The 14,041-nt window shown below is 52.6% G+C and carries 12 protein-coding genes and 1 tRNA gene; 1 reads left to right on the top strand and 12 read right to left on the bottom strand.

Going from position 1 to position 14,041, the window contains the following annotated elements:
• Nucleotides 1–121 precede the first annotated feature (121 nt).
• The 8 genes from RGQ30_RS09135 to RGQ30_RS09100 form a co-directional block, all read right to left on the bottom strand.
• On the bottom strand, nucleotides 122–1,249 hold the full coding sequence (locus RGQ30_RS09135; protein WP_130556965.1) for an aminotransferase class V-fold PLP-dependent enzyme: 1,128 nt from the start codon (nucleotides 1,247–1,249) through the stop codon (nucleotides 122–124).
• A gap of 123 nt (nucleotides 1,250–1,372) precedes the next feature.
• The gene (locus tag RGQ30_RS09130; protein ID WP_130556208.1) at nucleotides 1,373–3,304 is read right to left on the bottom strand and encodes a TRAP transporter large permease; all 1,932 of its coding nucleotides are present in this window, start codon (nucleotides 3,302–3,304) and stop codon (nucleotides 1,373–1,375) included.
• Nucleotides 3,305–3,315: 11 nt separating this feature from the next.
• Nucleotides 3,316–3,885 carry a TRAP transporter small permease subunit gene (locus RGQ30_RS09125; protein ID WP_130556209.1) on the bottom strand — a complete coding sequence of 190 codons (570 nt, stop codon included), beginning with the start codon at nucleotides 3,883–3,885 and terminating at the stop codon, nucleotides 3,316–3,318.
• A 77-nt stretch (nucleotides 3,886–3,962) separates the two neighbouring features.
• Nucleotides 3,963–5,081, bottom strand: coding sequence for a TRAP transporter substrate-binding protein (locus RGQ30_RS09120; RefSeq protein WP_130556210.1), 1,119 nt, complete (start codon nucleotides 5,079–5,081; stop codon nucleotides 3,963–3,965).
• A 188-nt stretch (nucleotides 5,082–5,269) separates the two neighbouring features.
• Entirely contained in the window at nucleotides 5,270–6,121 is an 852-nt protein-coding gene (locus tag RGQ30_RS09115) for an ABC transporter ATP-binding protein (protein ID WP_130556211.1), read from the bottom strand.
• A 10-nt stretch (nucleotides 6,122–6,131) separates the two neighbouring features.
• Nucleotides 6,132–6,998 (bottom strand): nitrate ABC transporter permease, encoded by an 867-nt coding sequence (gene ntrB / locus RGQ30_RS09110; RefSeq protein ID WP_130556212.1) that lies wholly within the window; start codon nucleotides 6,996–6,998, stop codon nucleotides 6,132–6,134.
• Between the two features lie 28 nt (nucleotides 6,999–7,026).
• Nucleotides 7,027–8,346, bottom strand: coding sequence for a CmpA/NrtA family ABC transporter substrate-binding protein (locus RGQ30_RS09105; RefSeq protein WP_130556213.1), 1,320 nt, complete (start codon nucleotides 8,344–8,346; stop codon nucleotides 7,027–7,029).
• A gap of 319 nt (nucleotides 8,347–8,665) precedes the next feature.
• The gene (locus RGQ30_RS09100; RefSeq protein WP_130556214.1) at nucleotides 8,666–9,079 is read right to left on the bottom strand and encodes a hypothetical protein; all 414 of its coding nucleotides are present in this window, start codon (nucleotides 9,077–9,079) and stop codon (nucleotides 8,666–8,668) included.
• Nucleotides 9,080–9,170: 91 nt separating this feature from the next.
• Here RGQ30_RS09100 and RGQ30_RS09095 point away from each other — a divergent pair.
• Nucleotides 9,171–9,260 (top strand) — tRNA-Ser (locus RGQ30_RS09095).
• A gap of 74 nt (nucleotides 9,261–9,334) precedes the next feature.
• On the opposite strand, the gene RGQ30_RS09090 is transcribed toward RGQ30_RS09095, so the two are convergent.
• The 4 genes from RGQ30_RS09090 to RGQ30_RS09075 all read right to left on the bottom strand — a co-directional run bounded on the left by RGQ30_RS09090 (nucleotide 9,335) and on the right by RGQ30_RS09075 (nucleotide 13,741).
• Nucleotides 9,335–10,852, bottom strand: a complete 1,518-nt coding sequence (locus tag RGQ30_RS09090) for a flavin-containing monooxygenase (RefSeq protein WP_130556215.1) — start codon at nucleotides 10,850–10,852, stop codon at nucleotides 9,335–9,337.
• Nucleotides 10,853–10,876: 24 nt separating this feature from the next.
• Nucleotides 10,877–11,710: an SDR family NAD(P)-dependent oxidoreductase gene (locus RGQ30_RS09085; RefSeq protein WP_130556216.1), complete on the bottom strand. Its 834-nt coding sequence runs from the start codon at nucleotides 11,708–11,710 to the stop codon at nucleotides 10,877–10,879.
• A gap of 42 nt (nucleotides 11,711–11,752) precedes the next feature.
• Nucleotides 11,753–12,694 (bottom strand): metal-dependent hydrolase, encoded by a 942-nt coding sequence (locus RGQ30_RS09080; protein WP_298217114.1) that lies wholly within the window; start codon nucleotides 12,692–12,694, stop codon nucleotides 11,753–11,755.
• A gap of 78 nt (nucleotides 12,695–12,772) precedes the next feature.
• Nucleotides 12,773–13,741, bottom strand: a complete 969-nt coding sequence (locus RGQ30_RS09075; protein ID WP_130556217.1) for an alpha/beta fold hydrolase — start codon at nucleotides 13,739–13,741, stop codon at nucleotides 12,773–12,775.
• Nucleotides 13,742–14,041 lie beyond the last annotated feature (300 nt).

The raw sequence follows: 14,041 nt of genomic DNA, 5'->3' as shown, positions 1-14,041 counted from the left end.
AATTTCAGGGTCCACCAAAAACAAAACCCCGCCCTCATGCACATGTCGGCGGGGTTTTGTTTTTGTGGCTTGAGATCAGATTCGAACGAACGAATCGTAAAAAAATTGTAGTTTGGCGTTGTTATTCCAGTGAATCCAGCGCTGTCTTCAGGTGTTCAACTGTACGGTCAATGTTGTGCAGTTTCTCAAGCCCGAACAAACCCACCCGGAAGGTTCTGAAACTGGCCGGTTCGTCGCACTGAAGCGGTACACCCGCAGCGGTTTGCAAACCCAGCGCCAAGAACTTGCTGCAGTTTTGAATGTCAGGGTCGGTGGTGTAACTGACCACCACACCTGGCGCTTTAAAGCCTTCTGCAGCCACACTCACGAAGCCTTGGGATTCAAACAGTTCACGAACGCGCCTGCCCAGTTCAATCTGTTCGTTGCGTACTTTTTCGAAACCATAATCGCGGGTTTCAAGCATGACTTCGCGCAAGCGGGCCAGTGCATCGGTGGGCATGGTGGTGTGATACGCATGCTTGCCTTTCTCGTAACCCTCCATGATGTCCATCCACTTTTTCAGGTCGCTGGCAAAGCTGCTGCTTTGCGTGTGCTGAATGGCTTGCCGCGCGCGCTCACTCAGCATGACCATGGCGCAGGCTGGCGAGCCACTCCAGCCCTTTTGCGGGGCGCTGATCAGTATGTCCACGCCAGTGGCCTGCATGTCCACCCACATTGCACCGGATGCGATGCAGTCCAGCACCAAGAGGCCGCCAACGGAATGCAGGGCATCAGCCACCGTTTTCAAGTAGTCGTCCGGCAGAATCATGCCTGCTGAGGTTTCCACATGCGGTGCAAACACAAGGGACGGTTTGTCCGTCAGTATTCGGTCAACCACTTCCGTCACGGGGCAGGGAATCCAGGGTGACTGGTCTGAATCGCTGGTTCGCCGGGCTTTCATGACTGTGGTTTGCTCGGGAATTTGGCCGGCGTCGAAAATCTGCGTCCAGCGGTAGCTGAACCAGCCATTGCGAATCACCATGACGTGTTTGCCGTGGGCAAACTGCCGGGCCACCGATTCCATGCCGAAGGTGCCACTGCCAGGCACAAGCACCGCGGTGTGCGCGTTATAGACTTCCTTGAGCGTGGATGAAATGTCGCACATCACACCTTCAAAGCGTTTGGACATGTGGTTCAAGGCGCGGTCTGTGTAGACCACTGAAAACTCGAGAAGACCATCAGGGTCAATGTGGGGTAACAGGCCGGGCATAGTGTTGCGCAAGTGGGTGACAGGTGAGTCAAATATTAGCACGCAGTTTTCAGTCATTGTGAAGACATGAAAAAACCCGCCACAAGGGCGGGTTTTGGTAGTACGGGTCAATTCCGAAGGGAGTTATCTGTACAACACTTCGGGCAGCCACATGCCGATTTGCGGGAACACGTACAGCACGAACATGGCGAAGATCTGGATGAACATGAATGGAATCATGCCCAGGAAGATCTGGTTCAAGGTCACGCCGGGTGGCGATACGCCTTTCAGGTAAAACGCTGCCATGGCCACAGGTGGCGACAGAAAGGCGGTTTGCAGATTCAGTGCAACCAACAGGCCGAAGAACAGCGGGTCTACATCGAAGTAGGGCAGCAATGGAATGAAGATCGGCATGAAAATCACGATGATCTCTGTCCATTCGAGCGGCCAGCCCAACAGGAAAATGATGACCTGTGACAGCAACAGGAATTCAATGGGTGTCAGCCCCAGTGAAAGTACCCACTGCTCAACCAGTTCCTGACCACCCAGCAATGCAAAAGCTGCCGAGAAAATCGAAGAACCCACAAACAGCCAGCACACCATGGCGGTGGTTTTCGCGGTCAAAAAGGACGACTCACGCAGCACACTGAAATTCAACTGTCGATAGGCTGCTGCCAGCAGCAAGCCTCCAAATGCGCCCACAGCCGCTGCTTCAGACGGTGTTGCAAATCCAAACACGATACTGCCCAACACGGCCAGAATCAAAAAGGCGAGCGGGAAGAAAGAGGACAGCAACATCTTGAACACCTCAAGGCGTTCGAAGCTGAGCTTGGAATAATAAAACAGCAAAATTGCAGCAACAACAGCCAGTGAAATCCAGAAGTTCGTTGGTGCTGGGGTGGACTCCGCCTCTGCAGCGGGCATTGCAGCAGCAGCTGCAGGTTCAGCTACCGCAGCTGGTTCGGCTGCTGCAGGTGCTGCAGTGGATTCTGCAGTTTCTGCACCTGCTGGTTCGGCCAAGCCCGTGGTGGCTTCTGCTTCTGGTTCAGCCAGGTCGAAAGAGTATGAATTGGACTGTTCGCTTTGATAGTCAGAACCAAAACTGACCAGGCTGGACGTGTCAAATTCAGCTTCTTTTGGCGCTGTCACCGAGGAATACACCAAACCCAGAATGAATGCGGCGAACAGTGCGGGCAGCATGGCGATGAACAACTGATTTGCGACTTGGCCGCTGGTCAAATGACCTTCACGACGACCTTTCAAACCGTTGATCAACGCGGACACTGCACGGCTGGTGCCGTAGGTGTTTTTCAAAGAAGCCAGGACAGGTGTCAGTGGTACCTTGCGGTCTTCTTCAGACAAGGGTGGAGCACATTTCGGGTTGATTTTTGCGCGAATGATGACGTAGGCGATGTACATGCCTGCCAGCATCAAGCCGGGGAAAAATGCACCGGCATACAACTGCACAACTGACACACCGGCGGTTGCGCCATACACAATCAGCAGCACGGAAGGCGGAATCAGAATACCCAAACAACCGCCCGCGGTAATTACACCCGCAGCCATTTTAGTGTCGTAGCCAGCTTTCATCATGCTGGGCATGGCCAGCAGACCCATCAATGTCACCACTGCACCCACAATACCTGTGGCTGTCGCGAAAATTGCGCAGGTCACCAGTGTGGCTACCCCCAAGGCACCGGGCAAGCGGGCCATGGCCAAGTGCAGCGACTTGAACAGTTTTTCAATTAAGTTTGCCCGTTCAACCAGGTAACCCATGAACACAAACAAGGGAATCGAGATCAACACATCGTTGGTCATCACCTTGTAAGTGGATTGGACCATCAGGTTCAATGTGTGGTCCAGGTCGCGGTCGTAGGCAAAGTACGTGAAAATCACGCCCATACCCATCAACGTAAAGGCCGTGGGAAACCCCAGCATGATGGCAACCACCACCAGTGACAGCATCAGCAGGCCCAAGTGGCCATTGCTCATCTCCGCGACGGGTGGCATCGCGATCCCGACCCCGATCAGGATCATGGCCATGATGGCAAAGCCAAAATAAAGTTCTTTTCTCATTTTGAATCCTGTTAATTCTTGCCGAGTGAGGCTTTGAGTTTTTCCACGTCAACTTCCTCAACGTCTTCTTCACGTTTCGGCCATTCACCTGCCTTGATACACATCACGCAACGAATCACCTCCACGACGCCTTGGAGTAAAAGAAAAAATCCAGCCAGCGGGATGAATGTCTTGAACGGATAAATCGGAGGGCCGTCGGCTGTCACTGAGGACATTTCCTTAATGAGCCAGGCGTCTTCGGCAAAGGTATAGCCTGCATAAGTCAGAGCAATGATGCCGGGGAAAAAGAATACGAAATACAGGATCAGGTCGAGTGAGGCCTGTGTTCTTGGGCTGAAGAAGCCGTACAGAATATCGCCACGCACATGTCCGCCCTTGGACAGGGTGTATGCACCAGCCATCATGAACAGGATGCCGTACAAAATGTACGAGGCATCAAACACCCAAGGGTTGGGGTGATTGAATGCGTATCGGGTAAAAACCTCGAATACGATCACTGCAGTCAGCACGACGATCAGCCATGAGAACAGTTGACCGATTTTGGTCGACATTTTGTCGATTAGGTGTAAGAACGTTAGCATGGGTTGAACCTCAGCTTCCTTGTAAAAAAAAGCCAACACACCCCAAGGGGCTGTTGGCCTTTTCATTGCTTCAAAATTTACTTCTTCTGTGCGTAGAATGCTTGAGCCATCTTGAAGTCGACTGTTGTGTCGGCTTGCCACTTGGCTGCACGTGCTGCAAAGGCACGCTGCGATTCGAACACTTTCTTGAACATGGGGTTGGCAGCGGATTTTTCCTTGGTCACTTCATCCCACGCTTTCAATTGGGCTTTCAGAATGCTGTCAGGGGTTTTGAAGAATTTCACACCCTGTTTGCTTTGCATTTCTGCGTAGTCCTTGGAGTAGCGGTCAATTGCTTTCCAGCTCATTTCAGCAGAAGAGGCTTCAGCAGCACCTTTGATGATGGCTTTCAGTTCAGCAGGCAACTTGTTGTACTTGGTCTTGTTGAACATGATTTCAAACTGTTCAGAAGACTGGTGGAAGCTTTGCAGCATGCACACCTTGGATACGTCGGGGAAGCCCAACAGACGGTCAGAAGACGCGTTGTTGAATTCAGCGGCATCCAGCAAGCCACGGTCCATCGCTGGAACAATTTCACCACCAGGCAAGGCGTTCACAGCCACACCCATTTTTGTGAACATGTCCACAGACAAACCCACAGTGCGGAACTTCAGGCCTTTCAGGTCTTCAGCTTTTGTCACTGGCTTTTTGAACCAGCCCAAGGGCTGTGTTGGCATTGGGCCAGACATGAAGGACACCACGTCCATGTTCAGGTCTTTGTAGATTTCTTCCAGCAGTTCTTTACCGCCGCCATAATTGTGCCAGGCCAGCAACATGTTGGCGTCCATGCCGAAAGCTGGGCCGGAACCCCACAAGGCCACAGCCGGGTTCTTGCCGTACCAGTAAGCGATCACACCATGACCACCGTCCAGTGTGCCTTTGCTCACAGCATCCAGCAGGTCAAAAGCCTTGACCACGGAACCGGCTGGCAGCACTTCAATCTTCAGGCGACCACCGGTCATGCTGTTGACTTTGTTGGCGAAGTCTTCCGCGTACTCATGGAAGATGTCTTTCTGTGGCCATGTGCTCTGGAAGCGCATGTTCACTGTTTGTGCAGTTGAAATCATGGGGAATGCCATGGCACCTGCACCCACTGCGGCCACGGATGTGCCCTTGATAAAATCACGGCGCTTCTGGTTGTTCACGGAATCAGTCATGTTGCCTCCTAAGAATGATGTAACTTTCGACTGTTGTTTTGATTTTACTTTTCGAACCTGCATTGTGATGGGGTACCAAAACTAACTGAATTGGAGCAAACCCTTACCACTTGGTACTTTCCCTAGGGTCGAAAAAAAACCGCCAGGGGAGGTTCCTGGCGGTTTTTGTTTCTGCTTGTTGTCGGGTTTTATCCGTTGGCGGTTACTTTGCTTTCGGTTTTCACCTTGGTTTGCCTGTGCTTGTCGATGGCTTCCACCTTGCGCTGTTTTTCGTGAAGGAAACTGAGCACTTCATGCCGATAGTGGTTGTAAGTCGGGTCGTCGGCCAAGGCCAGGCGATCACGGGGGCGGGCCAGTTCAATGTCGAGAATTTGACCGATGGTGGCTGAAGGGCCGTTGGTCATCATCACGATGCGGTCTGACAGCAACACGGCCTCATCCACATCGTGCGTAATCATGACCACGGTGTTTTTCAATTCATTTTGAATGCGCATGACTTCATCTTGGAGGTGCGCGCGGGTCAATGCATCAAGTGCACCGAAAGGTTCGTCCAGCAACAGCACCTTGGGTTCCATGGCCAGCGCACGGGCGATGCCCACGCGCTGCTTCATGCCACCTGAAATTTCTGAAGGCAAGCGATCCAGCGCATGGCTCATGTTGACCATGTCCAGGTTGTACAGAATCCATTCACGTTGTTCCTTCTTGCTTTTCTTGCCTTTGAAGATTTTTTCAACGGCAATTTCCACATTCTGGTACACAGTCAGCCAAGGCAGCAGGGAATGGTTTTGAAACACCAGGGCACGGTCAGGCCCCGGTGCATTCACTTCCTTGTTGTCCACGATCACCACACCTTCGCTGGCGGTCAGCAAGCCGGCGATGATATTCAGCACAGTAGATTTGCCACAACCCGAATGGCCGATCAACGAAATGTATTCACCGCGATTGACTTCCAGGTTGATGTCCTTCAACACCGGGTTGGTGATGCCATTGCGCTCAAAACGCATTTGAACTTGCGAAATACTCAGAAAACGATCGCTCATGTTGTGCCCCTTAAGCTGCGGAAGTGCCGCGTGTAATCTTGTTGCCGACCCAGGCCACGCAGCGGTCGAGAATGAAGCCGACAATGCCCACGTACACCAGTGCCAATACGATGTCGCTAATCAGCGAGCTGTTCCAGGCGTCCCAGATGAAGAAGCCGATACCCACACCACCAATCAACATTTCAGCGGCGACAATGGCCAGCCAGCTCAAACCCACACCAATTCTCAAACCCGAGAAAATATAAGGCGCCGCGGCAGGCAACATGATTTTCCAGAAGTACTCGACGCCATTGTGTTGAATCACACGAGAAACATTTCGGTAGTCTTCCGGAATGTTGCGAATGCCCACCGAGGTGTTGATGATGATGGGCCAAATGGCCGTGATGAAAATCACGAAAATCGCCGATGGGTTGCCATCCTGAAAGCCTGCCAGCGACAAGGGTAACCAGGCCAATGGGGGTACTGTACGTAACACCTGAAACAAGGGGTCCAGGCCACGCAGGGCCCAGGTTGATTGACCCACCAACACACCGAGTGCCACACCCACCACAACAGCGAGACTGTAGCCAATCGCCACCCGTTCCAGGCTGGCGAGAATTTGCCAGGCCATACCAACGTCGGATCCACCGTTGTTGTAAAAGGGATTGGTAATGAGCTCCCAGGTGTCGGTGATGACCTTGCTGGGTGCGGGAAGGCGTGCACCTTCACCGCTGCACAGAATTTCCCAGATCAACAACAACAGGCTCATGATGACCAATGGCGGAACCACATTGCCCAAGCTCGATTTGAACTGCCTGAAGAATCGGGTTTCTACCAGCGGTTTGCTGCGCAGTTTGGGTGTTGCTTGAATGCGCTCTAGTGTGTCGGTGTTCATCATGATGATGGGTCCTTGTTGCATTAACTAATCAGGCTTTCATGGCCTTGATGGCGAGGCTGTCGAGATAAGCCTTCGGATTCTTGGGGTCAAACACCTTGCCGTCGAAGAATTTTTCGACTCCACGCGATGTGCTGGTTGGGATGTCTTTGGCTGCAATGCCCAATTCTTTTGCAGCAACACGCCACATGTCTTCGCGGTTCACTTTCTTGATCAGCGCGTTCGTGTCGAGTTTGCTTGGCAGGTAGCCCCAACGCTGGTTTTCAGTCAGGAACCAAAGGTCATGGCTTTGGAAAGGATACGAAGCCTGGTTTCTCCAGTATTTCATCAGGTGTTTGCTATTGCTTTCAATGCGGCCAGTGCCATAGTCGAAGTCGCCTTTGATACGCTCGATAATGTCGCCCACTGGTGCGTTGATCCACTTGCGCTGTGAACAGACACGTGCAACTTCATCCTTATTGGCAGGGTCATCACAATAAATCTGCGCTTCCATCACGGCTTTCAGAAGTGCCTTGGTTGCGTTGGGGTTTGCTTGCACATAATCGGCACGCAGGCTCAATGCTTTTTCCGGGTGGTTGTTCCACAACTCACCAGTAGTTACTGCCGTGTAACCAATTTTCTGGTGAATCAGTTGCAGGTTCCAGGGTTCACCTACGCAGAAGGTGTCCATGCTGCCCACTTTCATGTTCGCAACCATCTGGGGTGGAGGAACCACGATGGTGGACACGCTGCTGTTGGGGTCAATGCCAGCCGAGGCCATCCAGTAACGCAGCCACAGGTCGTGCGTGCCGCCCGGGAATGTCATTGCAGCATTCACCGCCTTGCCGCCGCCTTTCTTGGCCGCCAGTGCTGTTTTCAGTTCACTGGCATTGGTGCCCACCTTGAGGTCCAGGTATTCGTTGCTGACCGAAATGCCCTGTCCATCCAGGTTCAGGCGGCAAAGAATATTCATGGGCACCGGAATGTTGTTGGTGGTGATTGCACCTGTGGTCAGCAGGTAAGCCATGGGTGTGAGCAGGTGTGCACCATCAATGCCGTTGCCGGCTGAACCCAGTACCAGGTTGTCGCGGGTTGTGCCCCAGGAGGATTGCTTGAGCACCTCGACATCGGTCATGCCGTGCTTTTTGAAAAATCCTTTTTCCTCTGCGATGAACAGGGGTGCCGCATCGGACAGGGCGATGAATCCCAGTTTTACTTTCGTGGTTTCCAGCTTGCTGGATTGAGCCATCACAATGGACGGTGCACCAAAACCTGCGAGCAGGGTAGTGCCCCACACGGCGGCCGATTGTTTGATAAAAGTGCGGCGTGTTTCAGACAACTCTGGTTTGTTGTCGGTTGGTTTGTTGCTCATGTGGTGCATCCTCGAAAGTTCAACCCAAGAAAAAACGGCGTACATCACCAATCCTGCCTGGCAGGTAGAGGGATGGACGCCGTTGTCCAGTACTGCATTGTTTGATTTGTTGTGGCTTGGTCCGTCTTTGGCAAAAGCCTCATTCACCTATAAGCAGAATGCGTGCCAAGTCTTTGATTCGGTTTCTTCCACAGAAAACTGTAGTTTTAGGGAATTTAGAACGTCTGTTTTGGTGCGAAGACCAATTTTGGTGCGGCGCACCAAGCAAATCAGTGCGCCGTGTCTGGTGGAAGTGGTGCATGCACCGACTTGTATAGATTTAGTTGCGAAGAGCCCGAATGCCCGCCCAAGCGAAGAACAGGGCGTAAGCGAGGTCAATCAGACCGTATCCAGAATAGAAGAGTGCCAGCAAAGGATCGCTGTCCTGGAGCGCAGGCAGTGTGTCTGAGTTGGCCTGTATCCACACCACCCAGGTGTAAACATAAATGGCTTTTTCAAACGCAAACACAAAACACAGCGCTGGAAGGTTGTGCGCGTGCTTCGCTGCTGCCAGGTAGGCGAGCCCCCACACCATGACCATGAACGTGCCGAATTCCGAGAACACGTTGGGGGACAGGCTGTGAAAGGCGGTCTTCGTGAAAAACTCACTGGCAGCAAGCATGCCCAGCAGGTTTGTGAATCCTGCTGCTATGAAGCCCAGAAATACAAACCGGTTTCCTGCGGATTGATTCAATTTTGTCTCCTTTGTTGTTTTGTTGAATTTCGCATGCTACCTGAACTGGCGGCTGCATAGCTCGATGACACTGCGTTATACTTGCCGCCACGGAGAAGTGCGAGAGCGGCTGAATCGGCCTGACTCGAAATCAGGTAAGGGGGCAACCTCTTCGAGGGTTCGAATCCCTCCTTCTCCGCCACGACACACATTTGAAGTGAGCCCCAATGGGGCTCACGTTCACTGCACTGCTTTTTTCTCGCGATCCCCCAAGACCTAAGCTGCTTTTTTACCGGCCTTGTTCGACGACTGTATGACCACATCATAATCAGCCATATTGAAGTGGCTCAGTCGTTTTTTCAGGGTGGCGAGTGACCACGGCCAGGCTGCGAAGTTACGGCCGTTTTCGTCGAGGTAATAGCTTCTGCATCCACCGGCATTGAACACGGTGCCCTTCAGGTGTTTTTGCACTTTCTGATTGTGGGCCTCCAGTACCTCGGGTTTGATGGTGAGCTTGCTGATTGATTTGCTCTTGATCAGTTTCAAGCCATCAATGATGTAGTCCAGTTGCGTTTCGGCCAGGCCAATGAACGAGTCGTATACCAACACGTTGGGGCCCAGTACCAGGAAGGCATTGGGAACATCGCGCAGTGTTGCACCCAGGTACGCTTCTGGCGAGGTCTTTTTCCACAAGTCGGCAATTCGCTGGCCTTTGGCATCGATCACTTTTCTACCAATGGGCGGGTGCGACACATTGAAGCCGGTTCCCCAGATGATCACATCCACTTCATGCCGTTCGCCGTTGGCAGAAATGACGGTGTTGCCTTCGATTCGGGTCATTCCATGTGGAATAAGTTGGGTGTTGCTGGCCTGCAGGGCAGGGTAGTAGTTGTTGGCAAACAGGATTCGCTTGCAACCCAATGTGAAATCGGGTGTCACTGCTTCGCGCAGGGCTTTGTCCTTGATTTGTACCTTCAACAGTTGCTTGACTGCGGTGCTGACAGGCTCCAGCACGCTGGGGTTTCGCAAGCCGAAGTTGATCACATTCAGTGAGCCTGCCACAGCCTTGCGCCAGGTGCTTTGAATGACTGGCAATTTGTCCATCAGCATCTTGCCCTTGGTGCCCAGTTGCAGGTCGGGTTTGGGCAGCACCCACGGGGCGGTACGCTGAAACACAACCAGGCTTTTGACCTTGGGCTGAATCTGCGGAATGAACTGAATGGCTGAAGCGCCGGTGCCTACCACGGCCACGCGTTTGCCTGTCAGGTCGATATCGTGGTTCCAACGGGCGGAGTGAAACGTCTCGCCCTTGAAGGTCTCCAGGCCAGGCAAATTTGGAATTTGGGATTCGGTGATGGGGCCAGTGGCGAATATCACGGTTCTGGCCAAATACTGGCCCTTGCTGGTGTCCATCACCCAGAGATGGCGCGTGTCGTCCCAGGCAGCCTGTTCAAGTTCGTTTTCAAATTCAATGAGTGGGGTGATGTTGAATTTGTCGCTGACATCTTCAAGGTATTCCAGAATTTCCGGTTGCAGTGCAAACAGACGGCTCCACTTGCTGCTGGGTGCAAACGAATAGGAGTAGAGGGAAGAAGGCACATCGCATCCGCAGCCGGGGTAGGTGTTTTCACGCCAGGTGCCGCCGACTCGCTTCGCTTTTTCAATGATCTTGAAGTGATGGTAGCCTTCCTTCTTCAACTTGATGGCCGCTGCAATACCGGAGATACCGGCGCCAACAATGAATGTGTCGTAGATGGTGTCACTGGAATGAATTGTGTTTTTATCGACTGGCATGGTGTGTAGTGAGCCTTTTTTGGATTATTTGACAAACTGATATGAAAAGCCCAGGAACTTGGCGTACAGGTTGGGGGCGGCACGTTTCATGAGCCAGAACAGTTTGGCGTCGACCTGGGGCGTGGTGTACAACTCACCGCTGTCCAGCCGGTTCAGTGTCAGTGTGGCCACAGAGTCGCTGGTGACCATGGCGTAATTCATCAGGGCGTGATTGGCCAGCTTGGAATACCGTGCAGGCAGACGACCGTCCTTGATGATGTTGGTGGGTACCAGCGTCGGGCAAAGTACATTCACCGAAATCTTGTCTTTTTTGAGTTCTGCGAACAATGTTTCTGACAAGGCGCGAACACCGGCTTTGGTGGTGTTGTAGGCGCTCATTTCCGGGGCTGCCGTGTACGACGCTGCGGATGCCACGTTGACAATGGCGCCGCGGCCAAGCTGCTTGAACTTGGGCACGAAGTAATGACAGCCGTGAATGACGCCCCACAAGTTGACATTCATGCACCAGCGCCAGTCTTCCAGCGTGGTTTCTTCAATTTTGCCGCCCAGCCCGACGCCTGCGTTGTTGATGAGCAAAGTCACCGGGTGCCCCATCAACTCTTCGGCCTGCTCGGCCAATTGTTCCACCTGTTCAGCCACGCCCACGTCGCAAGCCACAGCAAATGCTTTACCTCCCTGGGCTTCGATCAGTCGTACGGTTTCCTGGGCACCTTCCAGTTTCAGGTCGGCGCAAACCACCACGCCCCGCCTGCGAGCAATTTCCAGCGCAAAACTCCTGCCAATGCCACTGCCCGCACCAGTCACCACGGCGTAGGCGTTATGGCTTGGCAGGTCTTTTTTTCTTCTCAGTAAACTCATATTTGACTCACTTTGGATTTCTCGACGCGGTATCGCGCAAACTCAGGCTGCCTTGGCACCGGGGTAAAATTCCCGGGTCATGAACGGGCTCAACAGACCATTGGCAGGATTCAGCAGCTTTTCCTTGTAATAAGCCATCAAGTCGCTGGTGTCATGGTCGCTGGGGTGGAAGTCGCGGCGCAGGTAGTCAAGAATGTGCTTCATGCTGCCGCCAAAGACACTGTCTTTTCCGGTGAACAGCATGTCCATGCTTTTACGGGCATCTTTCCAGAAACTCAGCTTGAATACACTGCTGGGCTTGCGCAGGAACGGAATCAAGGCGCCACCCAGCGGCACCAGCATCAGGATGGTGACAAACGCCAGTCCGAATCCGCTAATGCGCATCAAGTAGTCGCCTGACAGTTGCTGATACACATCATAAGCAATGTCCTTGTGCTCGCACTCTTCCAGCATGTGCCACATCCACAAGGCGCGTTGCTTTTCATCCTGGCTGAGGAAGAAGATTTCCTCATGTTTCATCATGTATTCGGCCAGTACGGCAGTGAAGTGCTCAATTCCGGCCATCAATGAAAGCTGCATGCCGTTGGGCAGTTGCTTGAAGCCGTACTTGAAGACCTGCTCGGCCAGAAAGCGGTAGAACTTCACTGGATAGTCGTTCTCAGCCAGGGTGTCATTGAACTCATGGTGCAACTTGGAATGAATCGCTTCCTGACCAATCAGTGCCGTGACGCGAGCCTTCAAGGCTTCATCTTTGACAAATTGACGGTGGTGGCGGGCCGTGTCGATCACCAGGTCCTCACCAAAAGTCAGGAAGATGGACAAGGCGTGAAAGTAGGCGCTGGCAAAAGTCGTGTTTTGAAAAAACACGGGGTCAAGGTCTTTGCCATCGAATTTGAAATCCATGTGCCGGATTGGAATTCGTTGGGCTGTGCCTGACTTGCTTGAGGCCTGATTGTCGATGGGCATTGAAAAAACGTTGTTCATGATCATACTTCCATTCAATAAAACTGAGCGTTTGTTCGGGTGTCGTCGAAAAAAACTTTGGGTTTGAAAAAAATGTTGTTATTGAGCCGTAAGCCAAAACTGCTTGAGCAATTTCGCGGCCTTGACGGGGTTTTCCACCATGGGCATGTGTCCCACACCAGGAAGGTTTTTGATCTCTGCGTGGGGTATCAATGCCTTGAATGTGTAGGCACAACTGGAATGAATGATTTCATCCTCCTCACCCCATACGATCAGCGTGGGTGCCGAGATCGCCGAAAATGAAGGCTGGTCTGGGCTTGGTGCATATTCCAGCAGTTGGCGAAAAATGTGCTGGTTCACATGGCGACGGGAAACCACATCCCAGTAGGCAAAAGGTGTCATCAACCAAGGCAGGGTTCGGCTGGCTATTGTCGAGCCCAGCAAATCAAGCACGCCCTTGATGTCATGTGCAATCAGCATGTTGCGCCCTTCCTGCAAATTTCGCTCGAAGGGTGTCAGCTCGCTGCCAACTACTCCTGCGGCGTTCATGAGTGTCAGGGAACTTACCCACTTGTTGTGGCGTGCCGCGAGCAATGCTGCAATTCCGCCGCCCATGGAGCTGCCCACCCAGTGCGCAGGGCCTTCCAACACCAACTCGGCCCAGTCGGCCAGTCTCTCTACCTGTTGATCAAAGCCGTACACTTTCTCGCTGCAGAAGTGGCTTTGGCCCCAGCCAGGCAGGTCGGGCACGAGCAGTCGATGCTTATTCATCAGAAAGGGCAGCAGGGGCAGCCAGTTCTCTTTGCAAGAGCTGAAGCCATGGAGCAAGACCACTGGGCTGCCCTCAGGGTTTCCACCCTCGAGCCACACCATGGTTCTGCCATCAATCGATCTACGATGCGTTGCAAAACCGGTCAGTGACCCATGCAGGCGGTGCAGCATGGGAAGAAAACTGCGATAACGCCAAGCCTTTACCCGCTCATGGTTGGGTAATTTGGCCTTGCTCAGGTAAGCATGGGCCACGTTATTGACGAAACTGTTTTCCAAAACTTGCTGGGCATTCAGCATAACTTGAAACTTCCATCGGTTACGGTGAGTGTTCAACCGTTACATTGAGCGATGTAATGGTAAAACGAATGTTTGTTCGGATTCAATACGGAGAACGATCGGATTCTAAGACTTGTCAGCAACCGGGTTGTAAGCCTTGTACAAATTGGTTTTTTTGATAAAAGTGCACCGAAAAAATCACGAATATAGACTGTGTGTTCGGTTTTCAGTCGCCTAATAGGGCGTGCATTCTGTGGGTTTTTGACAGTGTCTATGCTTCGATTCCGCTATTTGATTGTGGGGTGGGCTTGACCCTCAGGT

It is taken from the genome of Limnobacter thiooxidans (genome assembly GCF_036323495.1).
GTDB classification, from domain to species: Bacteria; Pseudomonadota; Gammaproteobacteria; order Burkholderiales; family Burkholderiaceae_B; genus Limnobacter; species Limnobacter thiooxidans.
The sequence above is the reverse complement of the archived record's forward strand: the minus strand, read 5'-3'. Positions and strand labels throughout refer to the sequence as shown.

What these genes read in the sequence shown, in the direction of transcription:
- RGQ30_RS09080 (WP_298217114.1), bottom strand. Translation starts at nt 12,694, where the DNA reads ATGAACAACGTTTTTTCAATGCCCATCGACAATCAGGCCTCAAGCAAG.
- RGQ30_RS09105 (WP_130556213.1), bottom strand. Translation starts at nt 8,346, where the DNA reads ATGAGCAACAAACCAACCGACAACAAACCAGAGTTGTCTGAAACACGC.
- RGQ30_RS09125 (WP_130556209.1), bottom strand. Translation starts at nt 3,885, where the DNA reads ATGCTAACGTTCTTACACCTAATCGACAAAATGTCGACCAAAATCGGT.
- RGQ30_RS09115 (WP_130556211.1), bottom strand. Translation starts at nt 6,121, where the DNA reads ATGAGCGATCGTTTTCTGAGTATTTCGCAAGTTCAAATGCGTTTTGAG.
- RGQ30_RS09120 (WP_130556210.1), bottom strand. Translation starts at nt 5,081, where the DNA reads ATGACTGATTCCGTGAACAACCAGAAGCGCCGTGATTTTATCAAGGGC.
- RGQ30_RS09075 (WP_130556217.1), bottom strand. Translation starts at nt 13,741, where the DNA reads ATGCTGAATGCCCAGCAAGTTTTGGAAAACAGTTTCGTCAATAACGTG.
- RGQ30_RS09085 (WP_130556216.1), bottom strand. Translation starts at nt 11,710, where the DNA reads ATGAGTTTACTGAGAAGAAAAAAAGACCTGCCAAGCCATAACGCCTAC.
- RGQ30_RS09130 (WP_130556208.1), bottom strand. Translation starts at nt 3,304, where the DNA reads ATGAGAAAAGAACTTTATTTTGGCTTTGCCATCATGGCCATGATCCTG.
- ntrB (WP_130556212.1), bottom strand. Translation starts at nt 6,998, where the DNA reads ATGATGAACACCGACACACTAGAGCGCATTCAAGCAACACCCAAACTG.
- RGQ30_RS09090 (WP_130556215.1), bottom strand. Translation starts at nt 10,852, where the DNA reads ATGCCAGTCGATAAAAACACAATTCATTCCAGTGACACCATCTACGAC.
- RGQ30_RS09135 (WP_130556965.1), bottom strand. Translation starts at nt 1,249, where the DNA reads ATGCCCGGCCTGTTACCCCACATTGACCCTGATGGTCTTCTCGAGTTT.